Genomic DNA, 14223 nt, shown 5'->3' on the forward strand with positions numbered 1-14223 from the left:
CAGGACCCCGGCTTCGTCGACCACGTCCTCAACAAGAGCCCCGAGGTCGTACGGGTCTATCTGCCGCCGGACACCAACACCCTGCTGTCGGTCGCCGACCACGTGCTGCGCAGCCGGGACTACGTCAACGTCGTCGTGGCCGGCAAGCAGCCCTGCTTCGACTGGCTCACCATGGACCAGGCCCGCGCCCACTGCGCCCGTGGCGCCGGGATCTGGGAGTGGGCCGGCACCGATGACGGCAGCCGGGAGCCGGACGTGGTGCTCGCGGCCGCGGGCGACGTGCCCACCCAGGAGGTGCTCGCCGCCGCGCAGTTGCTGCGCCGGCATCTGCCGGACCTGGCCGTCCGCGTGGTCAACGTCGTCGACCTGGCCCGGCTGCTGCCCCAGGAGGAGCACCCGCACGGCATGCCAGGACCCGAATACGACGCCCTGTTCACCCCGGACAAGCCCGTCATCTTCGCATACCACGGCTACCCGTGGCTGATCCACCGCCTGGCCTACCGCCGCACCGGCCACCAGCATCTGCACGTGCGCGGCTACAAGGAGATCGGCACCACGACGACACCCTTCGACATGGTGGTCCGCAACGACCTCGACCGCTACCGGCTGGTCATGGACGTCATCGACCGAGTCCCCGGCCTTGCGGTACGGGCCGCAGGGGTACGGCAGTTGATGGAGGACACGCGGGTGCGCCACCACGCCTGGATCCGCGAACACGGTACGGATCTCCCCGAGGTCGCCGACTGGACCTGGAGCAGCTGACCGGGCCTGCAAGCCGGACTTGAGGGCCGCGGGGCCAGGACTGTCAGTCCAGTTCGACGGCGGTTCGCCGATCAGAGGTTTTCTCAGCGGCGCTGTTGCGGGGCTCGATGGAGTCCACTTCCAAGACTGCGCCGGGGAGTGCGAGCCGACTGGGGTGTGGTCGGTCTGCTCGGCATCGGAATCGTTCTGGTCCCGCGGGCCTCGTTTTGCGGCTCCCCGGCGTCGCCGGCAGCGGCATCGCCTTGATGGCGCGCATGCGGGTCGAGTGGCCGACCGCAGACCACGTGTCCGACGGTGCGGCGAGCATGTCGATGTTGGCTGTCTGCCACCGCCTCTACGCCGTCGTCCTCATCGCGCTCGCGGCCGTGGGCTCCGGCGCTCCGGCGCCGCCTCGGGCCTCCGCGGGCTCCGGGCGCGGCGGGCTCGTCCGCGTCGCTGAGCAGGACGCCGGTGATCAGGTCGGGGCGGATGCGGACCGCGTAGTCCATGGTCTGCTTCACCCAGGGGTGGAGCAGTGCCTGATAGCGGGCCAGGTCTGCCGGGTCGGTCACCAGGTGGGCGTAACCGATGACCACCACGCTCCAGCCGAGGTGCGTGTCCGGACCAATGGCGTCGGCTTCGTAGGCGACGACCACGCCCGGGTCGCCGGCCTGCCGGGTGTGCGAGGTCAGGGCCGTGCCCTCCTGGGTGCGGATGATGACATCGCCGTTGTCCAGAATGTGGTTGACCGGGCGGATGGTCGGCAGTGCATGGCGTGTGAAGACGATCCCCCATAGGGACACGCTGCCGAGCAGTCGCAGGGCTTCGTCGCTGTCGACCTCGATGCGCGTTCGCGCTGTTCTTCGAAGACCGGATCAGCGCCCAGTGAAAACCAAGGACTTACACAACAACGCTTACACGCCCTTCCTCACCATCCCAGGCGGCAAGGGCAACCCGGCCGACGTAGTGGCCGAACCCAACAACCACTACTCGGTATTGACGAAGACCAAGTACCCATATGCGGTCAAGCTCCAGTACTCCGAGTCGGGCTTCAGCCTTGTCGTGACAGTGCGGTGATGGCCGCGAGGGCGTCTGTGAATGCGTCGGCCCAGGGCCACCGGGTGGGAAGGTGTAGCCGTAGTCGTCGGGCTGTGCACCGGGCGGCCCGGGATCTATGTATGTAAATCCGACGCCTGACGGCCGGACGGAGGCCGTTTGGCGTCAATGGGCTCGCAGGACGTCCAGAGTCGTCAGCGCCACGTGGAGTTCGGTGCGCTGTTCGCCGGATTCGAGGTCGCGGTCGAGGAGGCGCTCGATGGTGCGCAGCCGTTGGTACATGGTTTCGCGGGAGAGGCCGCCCCGGCGCGCGGCGGTGGTCTTGTTGCCGGCCGCCTTGAGGTAGTGGCGCAGGGTCGTCAGCAGGTCGGTGCCGTGCTGGCTGTCGTGGTCGATGAGACGGCCGAGTTGTCTTTCGGCGTAGTCCTGGATCCGGGTGTCCTCCCGGAGGGCGTACAGCAGGCGGCGCAGGCCGATGTCGGACAGCTCGTGGAAGGAGCGGTCCGGGGGGAGGGGCTGGCCCAGCGGGGTGGCCTCCGCGACGCGCGCCGCCTCGCGGAAGGACCGGGCGGTGTCGGAGAGATCCGTGACCTCCGAGCCGACGCTCACGACTGCTTGCGGCGCCATGCCACGCGCTATTCCGTACAGGCGTTCGGCGATGGGGCGCCAGGGCTGGGAGGGGCGCAGGGCCAGCAGGACGCCGATGCGGTCGCGGGCCAGGGCGCCGACGATGGCCGGGGCACCTGCCGTCCGAAGCTCCTGGAACAGGCGGCTCTCGGGTTCGCTTCCCTCATCTCCCGGGTGGAGGTCCACGAGGATCGCGACGAAGCGGCTTCGGTCCGCCGGCAAACCCAGAGCGGCGCAGCGGGCGCGGGCGTCCTCGGCGGAGCGGTGACGCTGTTCGACCAGGTCCCGCAGGGCGTTTCGGTGTGCGGCGCGTTCCCAGGGCACGGGGTGAATGAGGCGAGCGACGGTCAGGGCCATCGCGGTCCTCTCCAGGACGGTGATGTCCTGCGGCCCGAATGTCGGCCCGTCAGTTGCGGCCGGGAGCATGGCCACACGGCCCCAGCGTTCACCCTGGTACTCGACCGGTGCCGTGAGCCAGCCCTCCGGGCCGCTCATCGTCGTACGGTCCCCGGGCCCGGTGGCTCGGGAGCGCTCTTCCCAACCGGTGAGAGCCTCCCCCACCGTGTGTCCGGACGGTTCGCAGATCAGCGCTTGGTGTACCAAGTTCTCCAGCACGACCGTGCGGCCGCTTATCTCCGCCGCCGTGCGCACCACGTCCTCCGGTCCGGCGCCGCGCAGGGTGAGGGCGGTGAACGCCTCGTGGATGCGTTGGGTGCGCCGCATCGCGTGCGCCTGGTTGCCGAGCAGGAGCGCGTGTACGACCTGGGTGACCTCCAGGAAGTTGACGTCCTTGGCCAGGGTGACGAGGGGTAGGCCGCGGGCCTGACAGGCGTGGACGAGGGCGTCGGGCGGGCGGTGGTAGCGACGGACGAGTTCGATGACGAGGGCCGCTGCGCCGATGTCGGCGAGTTCGTCGACGTAGCGGCGTACGTCGGCCGGCTCCTCGGGCAGGGGCATGCCGGTGGTCAGGACGAGCTCGCCGCCCTTGAGGAAGGACGCGGGGTCCGTCAGCTCGGTGATGTGGACCCAGTGGACGGGGTGGTCGAGCCGGTCCACGCCGGTGACGACCTGTGGGTCTCCGGCGGCCAGGACGGGGAGGGTCAGCACGTCGGCAACGGTGAGCGGACGGCCGACGGTGTCCATGTCCCGGCCCGGGACGGAGGCGTGGAGGCCGTCGGTGCCGGGCTCGGGAGCCATGTGGTGGTGCTCGCTCACGGTGCCTCCTCGGGGTTCCCCTGCTCGCGCGAAGCGGAGAGCTGGGGGAGTGCTCCGTCACTCTGACAAGCGTCGCTGACCTGCGCAAGAGACCTGAGAGGGCGGGCGTGAGGGGATGCGCGGGGCATGGGGCCGGTGCGGTTGACACAACGTCCGGATGCCGCGTCGCGGCTGGACAGATTGGGCGTTGGCGCCCTCCTGGCCAGCGGTGATGCTCAAGGGGACCGGAGCAGACCGATGACCCACGCCGGGAGACGAACATGACCGCACTGTCGCCGCACCTTCGCCAGGCCACGCCCGTGGTGGCGGTCCGGGGCGAGGGCGTCCACCTCTACGGCGAGGACGGCCGCCGCTACCTCGACTTCACCGCCGGCATCGGCGTGACCAGCACCGGACACTGCCACCGCAGGGTTGTGGAAGCCGCCCAGGAGCAGGTGGCCACGCTCGTCCACGGCCAGTACACGACCATCATGCACCAGCCTCTGCGGCGGCTGGTCGACAAGCTCGGCGAGGTCCTGCCGACCGGCCTGGACAGCCTGTTCTTCACCAACTCCGGCAGCGAGGCGGTCGAGGCCGCGCTGAGGCTGGCCCGCCAGGCCACCGGAAGGCCGAACATCATCGTCTGCCACGGCGGCTTCCATGGCCGTACCGTCGCCGCCGCCTCCATGACGACCTCCGGTACCCGTTTCCGCTCCGGTTTCTCCCCACTGATGAGCGGCGTGGTCGTCACCCCCTTCCCGTCGGCCTACCGCTACGGCTGGGACGAGGAGACCGCGACCCGCTTCGCCCTGAAGGAGCTCGACTACACCCTCCAGACGATCTCATCGCCCGCCGACACGGCCGCGATCATCGTCGAGCCGGTCCTGGGTGAGGGCGGGTACGTGCCCGCCAACCGCGCGTTCATGGAAGGGCTGCGGGAGCGGGCGGACCGGCACGGCTTCCTGGTGATCGCCGACGAGGTGCAGACCGGCGTCGGCCGCACCGGCCGCTTCTGGGGCCACGACCACTTCGGCGTCACCCCGGACATCCTCGTCACCGCCAAGGGCCTGGCCAGCGGCTTCCCGCTGTCCGGCATCGCCGCATCCGAGGAGTTGATGACCAAGGCGTGGCCCGGTTCGCAGGGCGGTACGTACGGCGCCAACGCCGTCGCCTGCGCCGCGGCCTGCGCCACCCTCGACGTCGTACGTGACGAGAAGCTCGTCGAGAACGCCGAGGTGATGGGCAAGCGGCTGCGCCACGGCCTGGAGGCGGTGGCGGACCGGACACCGGGCATCGGGGACGTGCGGGGTCTGGGCCTGATGCTGGCCACCGAGTTCGTCACCGAGGACGGCAGCCCGGACCCCGAGACCGCCGCCCGCGTGCAGCGGGCCGCCGTGGACGAGGGCCTGCTCCTGCTGCTGTGCGGAGCCTGGAACCAGGTCGTGCGCATGATCCCGGCGCTGGTGATCGACGAGACGGCGGTGGACGAGGGCCTCCAGGCGTGGGCGACCGCGGTGGAAGTCGGCACATCGGGAGCATCGCGGTGACGACGGACACCACCACGGCCCTGGACCCACTGGTCGCGCGGCTCGCCGAGACCGCTCCCGGCCTGAGGGTGGAGACGGGCCCGGGTGTCACTGGCCTCTATGCCTACGACGCTTCCAACTATCGGGTGCCGCCACGGGGCGTGGCCTTCCCGCGCTCCGCCGACGACGTGGTCGCGGTGGTGCGGGCCTGCCGCGAAGCGGGCGTGCCGGTAACCGCCCGCGGCGGCGGCACCAGCATGGCGGGCAACGCGGTCGGGCCCGGCCTGGTCCTGGATTTCTCCCGGTACATGAACCGGATCCTGAACATCGACCCGGCCGCGCGGACGGCGCGCGTCGAGGCCGGAGTGATCCTCGATGTGCTGTGCAGCGCGACCGCCCTGCACGGGCTCACCTTCGGCCCCGACCCCTCCTCGCACAGCCGCTGCACCCTCGGCGGGATGATCGGCAACGACGCGTGCGGCAACCGGTCGGTGCGGCACGGGCGTACCAGTGGCCACATCGAGGCGCTGGAGATCGTGACGGCCGACGGCGCCCGGGCCGTCGCCGACCGCACCGGACTGCGCGCCGCCGACCCGGCCGACGCGGACGCCGTCCAGCGCGTCGCCCGGCTCGAAGCGGACCTACGGCGCCTGATCGACGCCGACCTGGCCCCGATCCGCACCGAGCTCGGCCGCATCCCCCGCCAGGTCTCCGGTTACCAGCTGCACCACCTGCTCCCCGAGCACGGCTTCGACATGGCCCGCGCTCTGGTGGGCACCGAGGGCTCCTGTGCGGTCGTCACCGCAGCGACGGTCCGCCTGGTGGCGACCGCACAGGCTTCGGCACTGCTCACTCTCGGCTACGACGATGTTGTCGACGCGGCTGAGGACGTGCCGGAGATCCTGCGCTGGAATCCGACCGCCGTTGAGGGCATGGACGAGGCGATCGTCGCCACCATGCGGGCCCGCCGTGGTCCGGACTCCGTCACCGGCCTGCCTGAGGGGCATGCCTGGCTGTACGTCGAGCTCGACGGCGACGACGAGGCCGCGGTGAACGCCCGGGCCACCGAACTGCTGGACGTGCTCAAGGTCCGGGGACGGATGATCGGCGGGCGGGTCGTGGAGGGCCCGGCCGAGCGGCGCTCACTGTGGCGTGTCCGCGAGGACGGGGCCGGTCTCGCCGCCCGCCTGGTGGACGGAGGGGAGTCCTGGCCCGGCTGGGAGGACGCGGCGGTCGCGCCCGAGAACCTCGCCGCCTATCTGCGGGACTTCCGCAAGCTGCTGGCCTCTCACCGGCTGACGGGCGTGCTGTACGGGCATTTCGGCGCCGGCTGTGTCCACGTGCGCATCGACTTCGATCTGGCCACGGACAGCGGCCGGGCTGCCATGCGCCGGTTCCTCTCCGAAGCCGCCGCCCTGGTCGTCGAGCACGGCGGCACCCTGTCGGGCGAGCACGGGGACGGGCGGGCGCGCGGTGAGCTGCTGGAGGTCATGTACAGCCATCGAATGATTCGGGCGTTCGCCGCCTTCAAGGAGATCTTCGATCCGGAGGGACTGCTGAACCCGGGCGTCATCGTGGCCCCGGCCCGGCTCGACGCCGATCTCGCGCTGCACACGCCCTCTGACGTGCTGCCCGTCGAGACACTCTTCTCCTTCCCGCATGACGAGGACGGCTTCGCGGGCGCCGTGCGCCGCTGCGTCGGCGTCGGCCGCTGCCGCAGCGACGCGGGCGGCGTGATGTGTCCCAGCTACCGGGCCACGGGGGAGGAGAACGACTCGACCCGCGGCCGGGCCCGCCTGCTGCAGGAGATGGTGCGGGGCGGGACCGTCCAGGACGGCTGGCGCTCGACCGAGGTCAAGGACGCCCTCGACCTGTGCCTGTCCTGCAAGGCGTGCTCCAGCGACTGCCCGGTCGGCGTCGACATGGCCACGTACAAGGCCGAGTTCCTGCACCAGCACTACAAGGGCAGGCTCCGGCCCCGCTCCCACTACTCGCTGGGCTGGCTGCCTCTGACCTCCGCCCTCGCCGGATACGCGGCCCGGCCCCTCAACGCCCTGCTGCGCGGACCGGTCGGCAAGCTGCTCGCCCGCCTCGGGGGCGTGACCACGCGGCGTACGATTCCGGCCTTCGCCCCCCGGCGGGCCCTCCGCAGGGCCCTGCGCACGGCCAGGACGGGTGAACCGGCGAAGACCCTGCTCTTCGTCGACAGCTTCACGCGCGCGTTCCGCCCCGAGGTGGCCGGAGCGGCGAGCCGCGTGCTCGCCGACGCCGGGATTCCCTGCACAGCGGAGGACGACCTGTGCTGCGGCCTGACCTGGGTCAGCACCGGCCAGCTGTCCGTCGCACGCCGCATCATGGCTCGCACGGTCGCGCGCCTGGACAACGGCGACGACCGGCCCATCGTCGTGGCCGAGCCCAGCTGTGCGGCCGCCCTCAAGCGTGACGTGCCCGAACTCCTCGGCACGCGCGCGGCCCAGCGCGTCGCGGCCCGCGTCCACACCCTCACCGGAGCGCTGAACGACCTCGCCGCCGAGGACTGGACCCCACCGGAACTGCCGGAGAACGTCGTCCTGCAGACCCACTGCCACGAGTACGCCACCTTCGCCGGCCGCCGCCCGCGCGACCTGCTGCGCAGGCTCGGCGTACGGAAGGTCGACGAGGCCGAGGGCTGCTGCGGGCTCGCCGGGAACTTCGGCTTCGAGGAGCAGCACTACGACACCTCGATGGCCGTCGCCGACCTGGCCCTGAAACCCCGCCTCGACGGCATCGACCCGGACACGCCGACAGTCGTTGTGGCCGACGGCTTCAGCTGCGCCACCCAGATCGACCACCTCGCCGGTGACCGGGGCGTCCGGGCCCTGCACCTGGCGGAACTGCTCGACCCCGCCGCCGATCAACCAGGAGGAACCTCATGACCGACACACCCACGCAGTTGTTCATCGGCGGGGCGTGGGTGGACGCCGCGGACGGCGCCACCATGCCCGTCGACGACCCCGCCACCGGCGAGATCCTCTGTCACGTCGCCGACGCGGGGCCCAAGGACGCCCGGCTCGCGGAGGACGCGGCTGTCCAGGCGCAGGGGGAGTGGGCCCGTACGGCGCCGCGGGCGCGCAGCGAGATCCTGCGCCGCGCTTACGAGATCATCCTCGAGCGCACCGACGAGCTGGCCCACCTGATGACGGCCGAGATGGGCAAGCCGCTCGCCGAGGCCAGGGGAGAGGTGGCGTACGCCGCCGAGTTCTTCCGTTGGTTCTCCGAGGAGGCCGTCCGCATCGACGGCGGCCTCGGCACCCTGCCGGACGGCCGCAACCGGATGCTGCTCTCCCGCCGCCCGGTGGGCCCCTGCCTGCTGATCACCCCCTGGAACTTCCCGCTCGCCATGGGCACCCGCAAGATCGGCCCGGCGATCGCGGCCGGCTGCACGATGGTGCTCAAGCCGGCCCCGCAGACCCCTCTCTCCAGCCTGGCTCTCGCCGCGATCCTCAAGGAGGCCGGGCTGCCGGACGGCGTACTGAACGTCGTCACCACCTCCCGTGCGGGGGAGGTGTGCGAACCGCTCCTGCGCGGCGGGCGGATTCGCAAGCTGTCCTTCACCGGCTCCACCCAGGTCGGGCGGCTGCTGCTCGTCCAGTGCGCCGACACTGTGGTGCGCACGTCGATGGAACTGGGCGGCAACGCCCCGTTCATCGTCTTCGAGGACGGCGACCTGGACAAGGCCGTGGACGGTGCGATGGTCGCCAAGATGCGCAACATGGGCGAGGCGTGCACGGCAGCCAACCGCTTCTTCGTGCACCGGTCGGTGGCGGAGGAGTTCGCGCAGCGCCTCGCCCTGCGCATGGGCGCGCTCGTAGTGGGCCCCGGCACCCGGGACGGCGTCGACGTCGGCCCGCTGATCGACAGGGCCGGACGCGCCAAGGTCGATGAACTGGTGTCCGACGCGGTGGAGCGCGGCGCCCGGGTCCTCGTCGGCGGCCGCACTCCTGAAGGCCCGGGCTGCTTCTACCCGCCGACCGTGCTCGCCGACGTCGCCCCTGACAGCCGCTTGATGGACACGGAGATCTTCGGCCCGGTCGCGGCGATCCTCACCTTCGACGACGAGGACGAGGTCGTCCGCCGCGCCAACGACACCCCCTGGGGCCTGGTCGGCTACGTCTTCACCGAGGGCCTGGACCGTGCCCTGCGCGTCAGCGAACGCCTGGAGGTGGGCATGGTCGGCCTCAACACCGGCCTCGTCTCCAACCCGGCCGCGCCCTTCGGCGGCGTCAAGCAGTCCGGGCTGGGCCGCGAGGGCGGCCGGGTCGGGATCGACGAGTTCCTGGAGTACCAGTACCTCGCGGTGCCCGTGCGATGACGGCGGTAGTCCTGCCCTGACGTATCCGCGCCATCGCGCACCGCGCGGACCGCCCCGTGTGCGGCCGAACCGTCCTCCAGGCCGAGCACGGGGATCGGTCTGCCTTCGCCCACCCGGTCGGCGGCCTGCGCGAGGTGGGCACGCGCGTTCGGCGCCCGGGCTGACGTGCACGAGCTGCCGCTACGGGGCCTGCACAGCTGCCGCTACGGGGCCTCTGCACAGTTGAGGGGGCGCGGGGGTCGTAGAGCGCCAGGGAATGCGGTCAGGCTGGCCGGCTGTCGCTCCGCGGTGATACGCGGCTGTCGTCCGGCCCGGGTCCGCCGCCCTCAGCGCAGGTGGCGGGCGGTGATGTCCGCCGCGGTGTCGGTCACCAGTCGCCCCAGCTCGGCGAGCCGGCCGGGCTCGAAGCGGGAGTCGGGCAGGGAGACGGCCACGGCGGCCAGCGGGACGCCGTCACCGTCCAGGACAGGTGCCGCGATGGCACAGACACCCTGAAGGTACTGGTTGTGGTTGACGGCGTATCCGCGGTCTCTGACGCGGCGTAGTTCTGCCCGCAGCGTCACAGGGTCAGTGATGGTCTCCTCGCCGTAACCCTCGAGTGTGCCCGCAGCGACCTCGTCGATCTCGGCCTTCGGCAGATGGGCGAGAACCGCGTGCCCGGCGGCCGTCGCGTGCAGGGGTGAGGTGTCGCCGATGGCGTGGAAGGTGCGTACGGCGTGGTCGCAGTCGACGCGGTCGACGACGACCATGCCGTGCAGGGCGTCGGGCACGGACAGGTGGATGGTCTCGTTCACCGCGTCGCGGAGCCGGATCATGGGCTCGCGGGCGGCGGCGAACAGGCTGGAGCCCTGCAGGGCTGCGGGTCGTACGGCAAGGACGCGTGCGCCGATCTCCCAGCGGGTGGTGTCCTTGCGGTTCGCGCGCAGCCAGCCCGCCTCGTTGAGGGTGACCAGGGTCCGCTGCACGGTCGATTTGGGCAGGCCGAAGAGTTTCGTCAGCTCCCCCACGGTCACGGGCTGATGCTGGGCGACCGCCTCCAGGATGCGTAGCGACCTGGTGACGCTCTTCATTTCCATCCGTTGCCCCCTCGGATCTGTGGATTCGTCCTACTCACCTCTTGACTCCCTCTCGGAGCCGCAGGCATGATCGTGCCGGATTCTAGCACAGCGTTCCACAATACGGCACGCATCCTGGGTCTGTCCGGTGGTCGGACCGGCATCGAGGAGTAGCGAGAGTCCGATGCCTCGCGGCGATGGACAGCGAGCGGTAGCGCTCTGATCGTGCCTACCGTGCCGCGTGGTGCAGCCGCACTGTGTCCGTCCCTCCCCTCGGCCGGGCACAGGGCGGTGGCTGCCGCGACATGCACTGAGGGTGGGCTCCCACGCCGGCGCGTGGGAGCCCACCCTCGCTGGCGGCGGCTCCAGGGCCACCGCCGTCCGTTCAGCCGCCCAGGCGGCGCCGCGTGATCTCCGCGGTCGTGTCGGCGACGAGGCGGCCCCATTCGGGCACCCGAGCCGCGTCGTACCGGGACTCGGGCATGGAGATGGCCACGGCCGCCAGCGGTGTGCCGTCCTCGTCCAGCACGGGTGCGGCGACGGCGCAGACGCCCGGCCGGTACTGGTTGCGGTTGACCGCGTAGCCGTCGGTGCGGATCCGGTCGAGCTCGGCGTGCAGCTGGTCGGGGTCGGCCGGCGTCGTGTCGCTGAAGCGCTCCAGTCCCCCCGCGATGAACTCCTCGATGTCCTGCTTCGGAAGGTGGGCGAGAACGGCGCGCCCGACGGCGGTGGCGTGCAGGGGTGAGGTGTCGCCGATGGTGTGGAAGGTCCGTACGGCGTGTTCACAGTCGACGCGGTCGACGACGACCATCCCCTGCAGGGCGTCGGGCACCGACAGGTGGATGGTCTCGTTCACCTCATCCCTCAGCCGCACCATGGGATCCCGGGCGGCGGCGAACAGGCTGGACCCCTGCAGGGCTGCGGGTCGTACGGCAAGAACGCGTGCGCCGATCTCCCAGCGGGTGGTGTCCCTGCGGTTGGCCCTTAGCCAGCCGGCCTCGGCCAGCGTGACCAGGGTGCGCTGCACGGTCGACTTCGGGAGGCCGAACAGCTTGGTCAACTCCCCTACGGTCACCGGCTGATGCTGAGCGACCGCCTCCAGGATGCGCAGCGACCTGGTGACGCTCTTCATTTCCATCCGTTTTCCCCTGTTAATCCTCGGAATTTCTTGTGGACACCCTCTTGACTCCCCTCCGTACCACTGTCATTGTCTGTGCCAGATTCTAGCACAGCGTTTCACATTGTGGCACGGCTCACCGGGAGAAACCGATTGTGAGCCGGAACACCCCGAGAAACCGGGCGGATGCGAGCCGTGGGTCCCATGAGGGCCAAGCCCCCGCCCAAACCCACTCGAATCGAACAGCCTCGCGCCGGGCCCAGCATGCGCCCCGGCGATACGAAAGGAAACCCCTGTGTCAGCTGCCAGGAAGCGCGTCGCCGTCGTCGGCGTCGGAACGATGGGCAGCCAGGCCGCCTGGCGGCTGGCAGCCCGCGGCGCCGAAGTCGTCGGATACGACCGCTTCGCCCCCGGCCACGACCGCAGTGCCGCCGGCGGTGAGACCCGGATCTTCCGCAGCGCGCACTTCGAGGACTCCCGGTACGTCCCGCTCCTCAAGCACGCCGACGCCCTGTATGAGCAGCTGCAGCAGGAGACCGGCCGAGAGCTGCGCCGTCTGACCGGATGCCTGCTCATGGGGCCGACCGAGCACCAGCAGATGGCGACAGTCCTCGAGTCCATCGCCGAGCACGGACTCGACCACGAGGTGCTCGACGCCGAGGCCCTCGCCAAGCGCTTCCCGCAGTACCGCATCGAGGACGGCGACGCGGCCGTGCTCGACCGCCGCGCCGGTTTCATCCGCCCCGAACTGACCATCCAGACCGCGGCCCGCCACGCCGAGCAGCTGGGCGCCGTCATCCACCGCTACACCACGGTCCGGGAGATCGTCCCCGTCGCGAACGGCGTCGAGATCCGCACCGACACTGGCAGCGAGCGCTTCGACACGGCCGTCGTCACTCCCGGCCCCTGGGTCAACGACCTGCTGCCCGACCTGCCGTGGGAGGTGGACATCCGCCGCCTCGTCAGCGCCTGGTATGTGCCCACCACCGACGCCTGGTTCGGCGAGGAGCGGCCCGCGTTCATCCGTACGGCCCCAACCCACTGCTACGGCCTGCCCTCCCCGGACGGCGTCTCCGTCAAGCTCGGCCTGTCCCGCGCACTGCACCGGCCCGCGGGCGACCCGAACCAGCTGGACCGGACTGTGCAGCCGGAGGAGCTGGAGATCTTCAGCGAGCTGATCGGCCGCTACATGCCGGACCTGCACCCGGACCCGACCCGCCTCTCCGTCTACATGGAGGGCTACACCGAGAGCAGCCGCCCGCTGGTCGGCCCGCTGCCCGGCGCCGAGAACGTCGTCCTGCTCGCCGGCTTCTCCGGCCACGGCTTCAAGCTCGCACCCGCCTTCGGAGACATCGCGGCCGACCTCGCGCTGGACGGCACCTCTCCCCAGCCCATCGACTTCATCTCCACCGTCGGCCGTACGGAGGCATGACCATGCACGACACCACCCTCTCCGTCGGCTCCCTTCAGGCCCAGCCCGGCACCAAGGCGCGCGGCACCGTCCAGGCCGATCTCGGCACCCTCACTGCGGACATCCCGCTGACCCTGGTCAACGGAACCCGCCCGGGTCCGCGCGTCGTCATCACCGCGGGTGTGCACGGCGGCGAGTTCACGCCCATCGAAGCCGCCGCGCGCCTGGCAAACCTGCTGGAGCCCGGCGAGGTGAGCGGGCAGGTGATCGTCTGTCCGGTCGCCAACCCTCCCGCCGTGTACCAGGGCCGGCTCAACGTCTCCCCGGTCGACGGCGTGAACCTCAACCGTGTCTTCCCCGGCAACCCGGACGGCAGCCCCACCGAGCGGCTGGCCGCCTGGCTCTTCGCCCACCTGGTCGACGGCGCCGACGTCTACATCGACCTGCACTGCGGCGGCATCGACCAGGTCCTGCGGGACTTCGTCGGCTACCGTCTCACCGGTGACCCGGACCTGGACAAGGCGACGGCCGAGCTGGCCGGGTCCTTCGGCATCGAGGACGTCATCCTCGGGCTGAAGGCCGACGGCGGCAACAGCCACGCTGCCGCCGCCCGCCGGGGCATCTCGGCGGTACTCGTCGAGGTCGGCTCACTCGGGCAGCGTGACGAGGCCACGGCCGACCGTCGCGTCGACGGCCTGTTCCGGGCGTTGCGCCACCTGGGCGTGCTGCCTTCGGACGACTCCGCCCCGGCGACGATCCGCGAGTGGGTCTGGTCCGCCGGTGTCACGGCCGAGGCCACCGGCCTCTGGTACCCGGAGTTCTCCTTCGACGGCCACGTCATCGGCGAAGTGGCAGAGGGCGACGTCCTCGGCCGCATCGTCGACCCGGTCGACGGCCGGGAGCACACGGTCCACGCCCCGGCCGGCGGGCGGATCTTCTACGGCATGCACGGCCTCACCGTCGCCACCGGTGCCGAACTGGCCGCCATCGCCACCCCATGGGACCCCCACCAGGCCACGCGATCCGTCACCCTCCAGACCCCCGGTGCGGGCGTCGGATCCGACGAGGCGGACCCCCGCTCCTAGACCCCCGTCCCAGCCGCTACTCACGTCCCCCGGCCGCTCCCCTTCTTACGGCCAGCATCA

General features: G+C 71.1%; 10 protein-coding genes and 1 pseudogene. 7 read left to right on the plus strand and 4 right to left on the minus strand.

Features of this window, described 5'->3' with window-relative positions; all coding sequences use genetic code 11:
• On the plus strand, nucleotides 1–762 hold a 762-nt coding region (locus ACWD4J_RS40670), incomplete at its 5' end, for a phosphoketolase family protein (protein ID WP_451400591.1).
• A 422-nt stretch (nucleotides 763–1184) separates the two neighbouring features.
• Here ACWD4J_RS40670 and ACWD4J_RS40675 read toward each other — a convergent pair.
• A pseudogene (locus ACWD4J_RS40675) lies at nucleotides 1185–1586 on the minus strand (pyridoxamine 5'-phosphate oxidase family protein); the annotation flags it as partial.
• Between the two features lie 40 nt (nucleotides 1587–1626).
• On the opposite strand from ACWD4J_RS40675, the gene ACWD4J_RS40680 reads away from it, so the two are divergent.
• Nucleotides 1627–1818 (plus strand): hypothetical protein, encoded by a 192-nt coding sequence (locus ACWD4J_RS40680; RefSeq protein WP_451400592.1) that lies wholly within the window; start codon nucleotides 1627–1629, stop codon nucleotides 1816–1818.
• A gap of 144 nt (nucleotides 1819–1962) precedes the next feature.
• On the opposite strand, the gene ACWD4J_RS40685 is transcribed toward ACWD4J_RS40680, so the two are convergent.
• Nucleotides 1963–3639, minus strand: a complete 1677-nt coding sequence (locus tag ACWD4J_RS40685) for a PucR family transcriptional regulator (protein ID WP_451400593.1) — start codon at nucleotides 3637–3639, stop codon at nucleotides 1963–1965.
• Between the two features lie 260 nt (nucleotides 3640–3899).
• Here ACWD4J_RS40685 and ACWD4J_RS40690 point away from each other — a divergent pair, with 260 nt between their 5' ends.
• From ACWD4J_RS40690 to ACWD4J_RS40700, 3 genes are read left to right on the plus strand one after another with little or no spacing between them, the layout of a single operon-like run.
• On the plus strand, nucleotides 3900–5165 hold the full coding sequence (locus ACWD4J_RS40690; protein WP_451400594.1) for an aspartate aminotransferase family protein: 1266 nt from the start codon (nucleotides 3900–3902) through the stop codon (nucleotides 5163–5165).
• On the plus strand, nucleotides 5162–8059 hold the full coding sequence (locus tag ACWD4J_RS40695) for an FAD-binding and (Fe-S)-binding domain-containing protein (protein ID WP_451400595.1): 2898 nt from the start codon (nucleotides 5162–5164) through the stop codon (nucleotides 8057–8059). The genes ACWD4J_RS40690 and ACWD4J_RS40695 overlap by 4 nt, the downstream gene beginning before the upstream one ends.
• Nucleotides 8056–9495 (plus strand): NAD-dependent succinate-semialdehyde dehydrogenase, encoded by a 1440-nt coding sequence (locus ACWD4J_RS40700; protein ID WP_451400596.1) that lies wholly within the window; start codon nucleotides 8056–8058, stop codon nucleotides 9493–9495. Before ACWD4J_RS40695 ends, ACWD4J_RS40700 begins: the two co-directional genes overlap by 4 nt.
• A 326-nt stretch (nucleotides 9496–9821) precedes the next feature.
• Here ACWD4J_RS40700 and ACWD4J_RS40705 read toward each other — a convergent pair whose 3' ends face one another.
• Nucleotides 9822–10565 carry an IclR family transcriptional regulator gene (locus tag ACWD4J_RS40705; protein WP_451400621.1) on the minus strand — a complete coding sequence of 248 codons (744 nt, stop codon included), beginning with the start codon at nucleotides 10563–10565 and terminating at the stop codon, nucleotides 9822–9824.
• A gap of 370 nt (nucleotides 10566–10935) precedes the next feature.
• Nucleotides 10936–11682 carry an IclR family transcriptional regulator gene (locus ACWD4J_RS40710; protein WP_451400622.1) on the minus strand — a complete coding sequence of 249 codons (747 nt, stop codon included), beginning with the start codon at nucleotides 11680–11682 and terminating at the stop codon, nucleotides 10936–10938.
• A 280-nt stretch (nucleotides 11683–11962) separates the two neighbouring features.
• Here ACWD4J_RS40710 and solA point away from each other — a divergent pair, with 280 nt between their 5' ends.
• On the plus strand, nucleotides 11963–13099 hold the full coding sequence (solA, locus tag ACWD4J_RS40715) for an N-methyl-L-tryptophan oxidase (protein WP_451400597.1): 1137 nt from the start codon (nucleotides 11963–11965) through the stop codon (nucleotides 13097–13099).
• 2 nt (nucleotides 13100–13101) lie between these two features.
• The gene (locus tag ACWD4J_RS40720) at nucleotides 13102–14163 is read left to right on the plus strand and encodes a succinylglutamate desuccinylase/aspartoacylase family protein (protein ID WP_451400598.1); all 1062 of its coding nucleotides are present in this window, start codon (nucleotides 13102–13104) and stop codon (nucleotides 14161–14163) included.
• The last annotated feature ends 60 nt before the right edge of the window (nucleotides 14164–14223 follow it).

The organism is Streptomyces sp. NPDC002577, from assembly GCF_053594815.1.

Bases quoted from the DNA above. Each gene is read 5' to 3' on its own strand.
- ACWD4J_RS40705 (WP_451400621.1), bottom strand. From the start codon at position 10,565: ATGAAGAGCGTCACCAGGTCGCTACGCATCCTGGAGGCGGTCGCCCAG.
- ACWD4J_RS40700 (WP_451400596.1), top strand. From the start codon at position 8,056: ATGACCGACACACCCACGCAGTTGTTCATCGGCGGGGCGTGGGTGGAC.
- ACWD4J_RS40720 (WP_451400598.1), top strand. From the start codon at position 13,102: ATGCACGACACCACCCTCTCCGTCGGCTCCCTTCAGGCCCAGCCCGGC.
- ACWD4J_RS40690 (WP_451400594.1), top strand. From the start codon at position 3,900: ATGACCGCACTGTCGCCGCACCTTCGCCAGGCCACGCCCGTGGTGGCG.
- ACWD4J_RS40710 (WP_451400622.1), bottom strand. From the start codon at position 11,682: ATGAAGAGCGTCACCAGGTCGCTGCGCATCCTGGAGGCGGTCGCTCAG.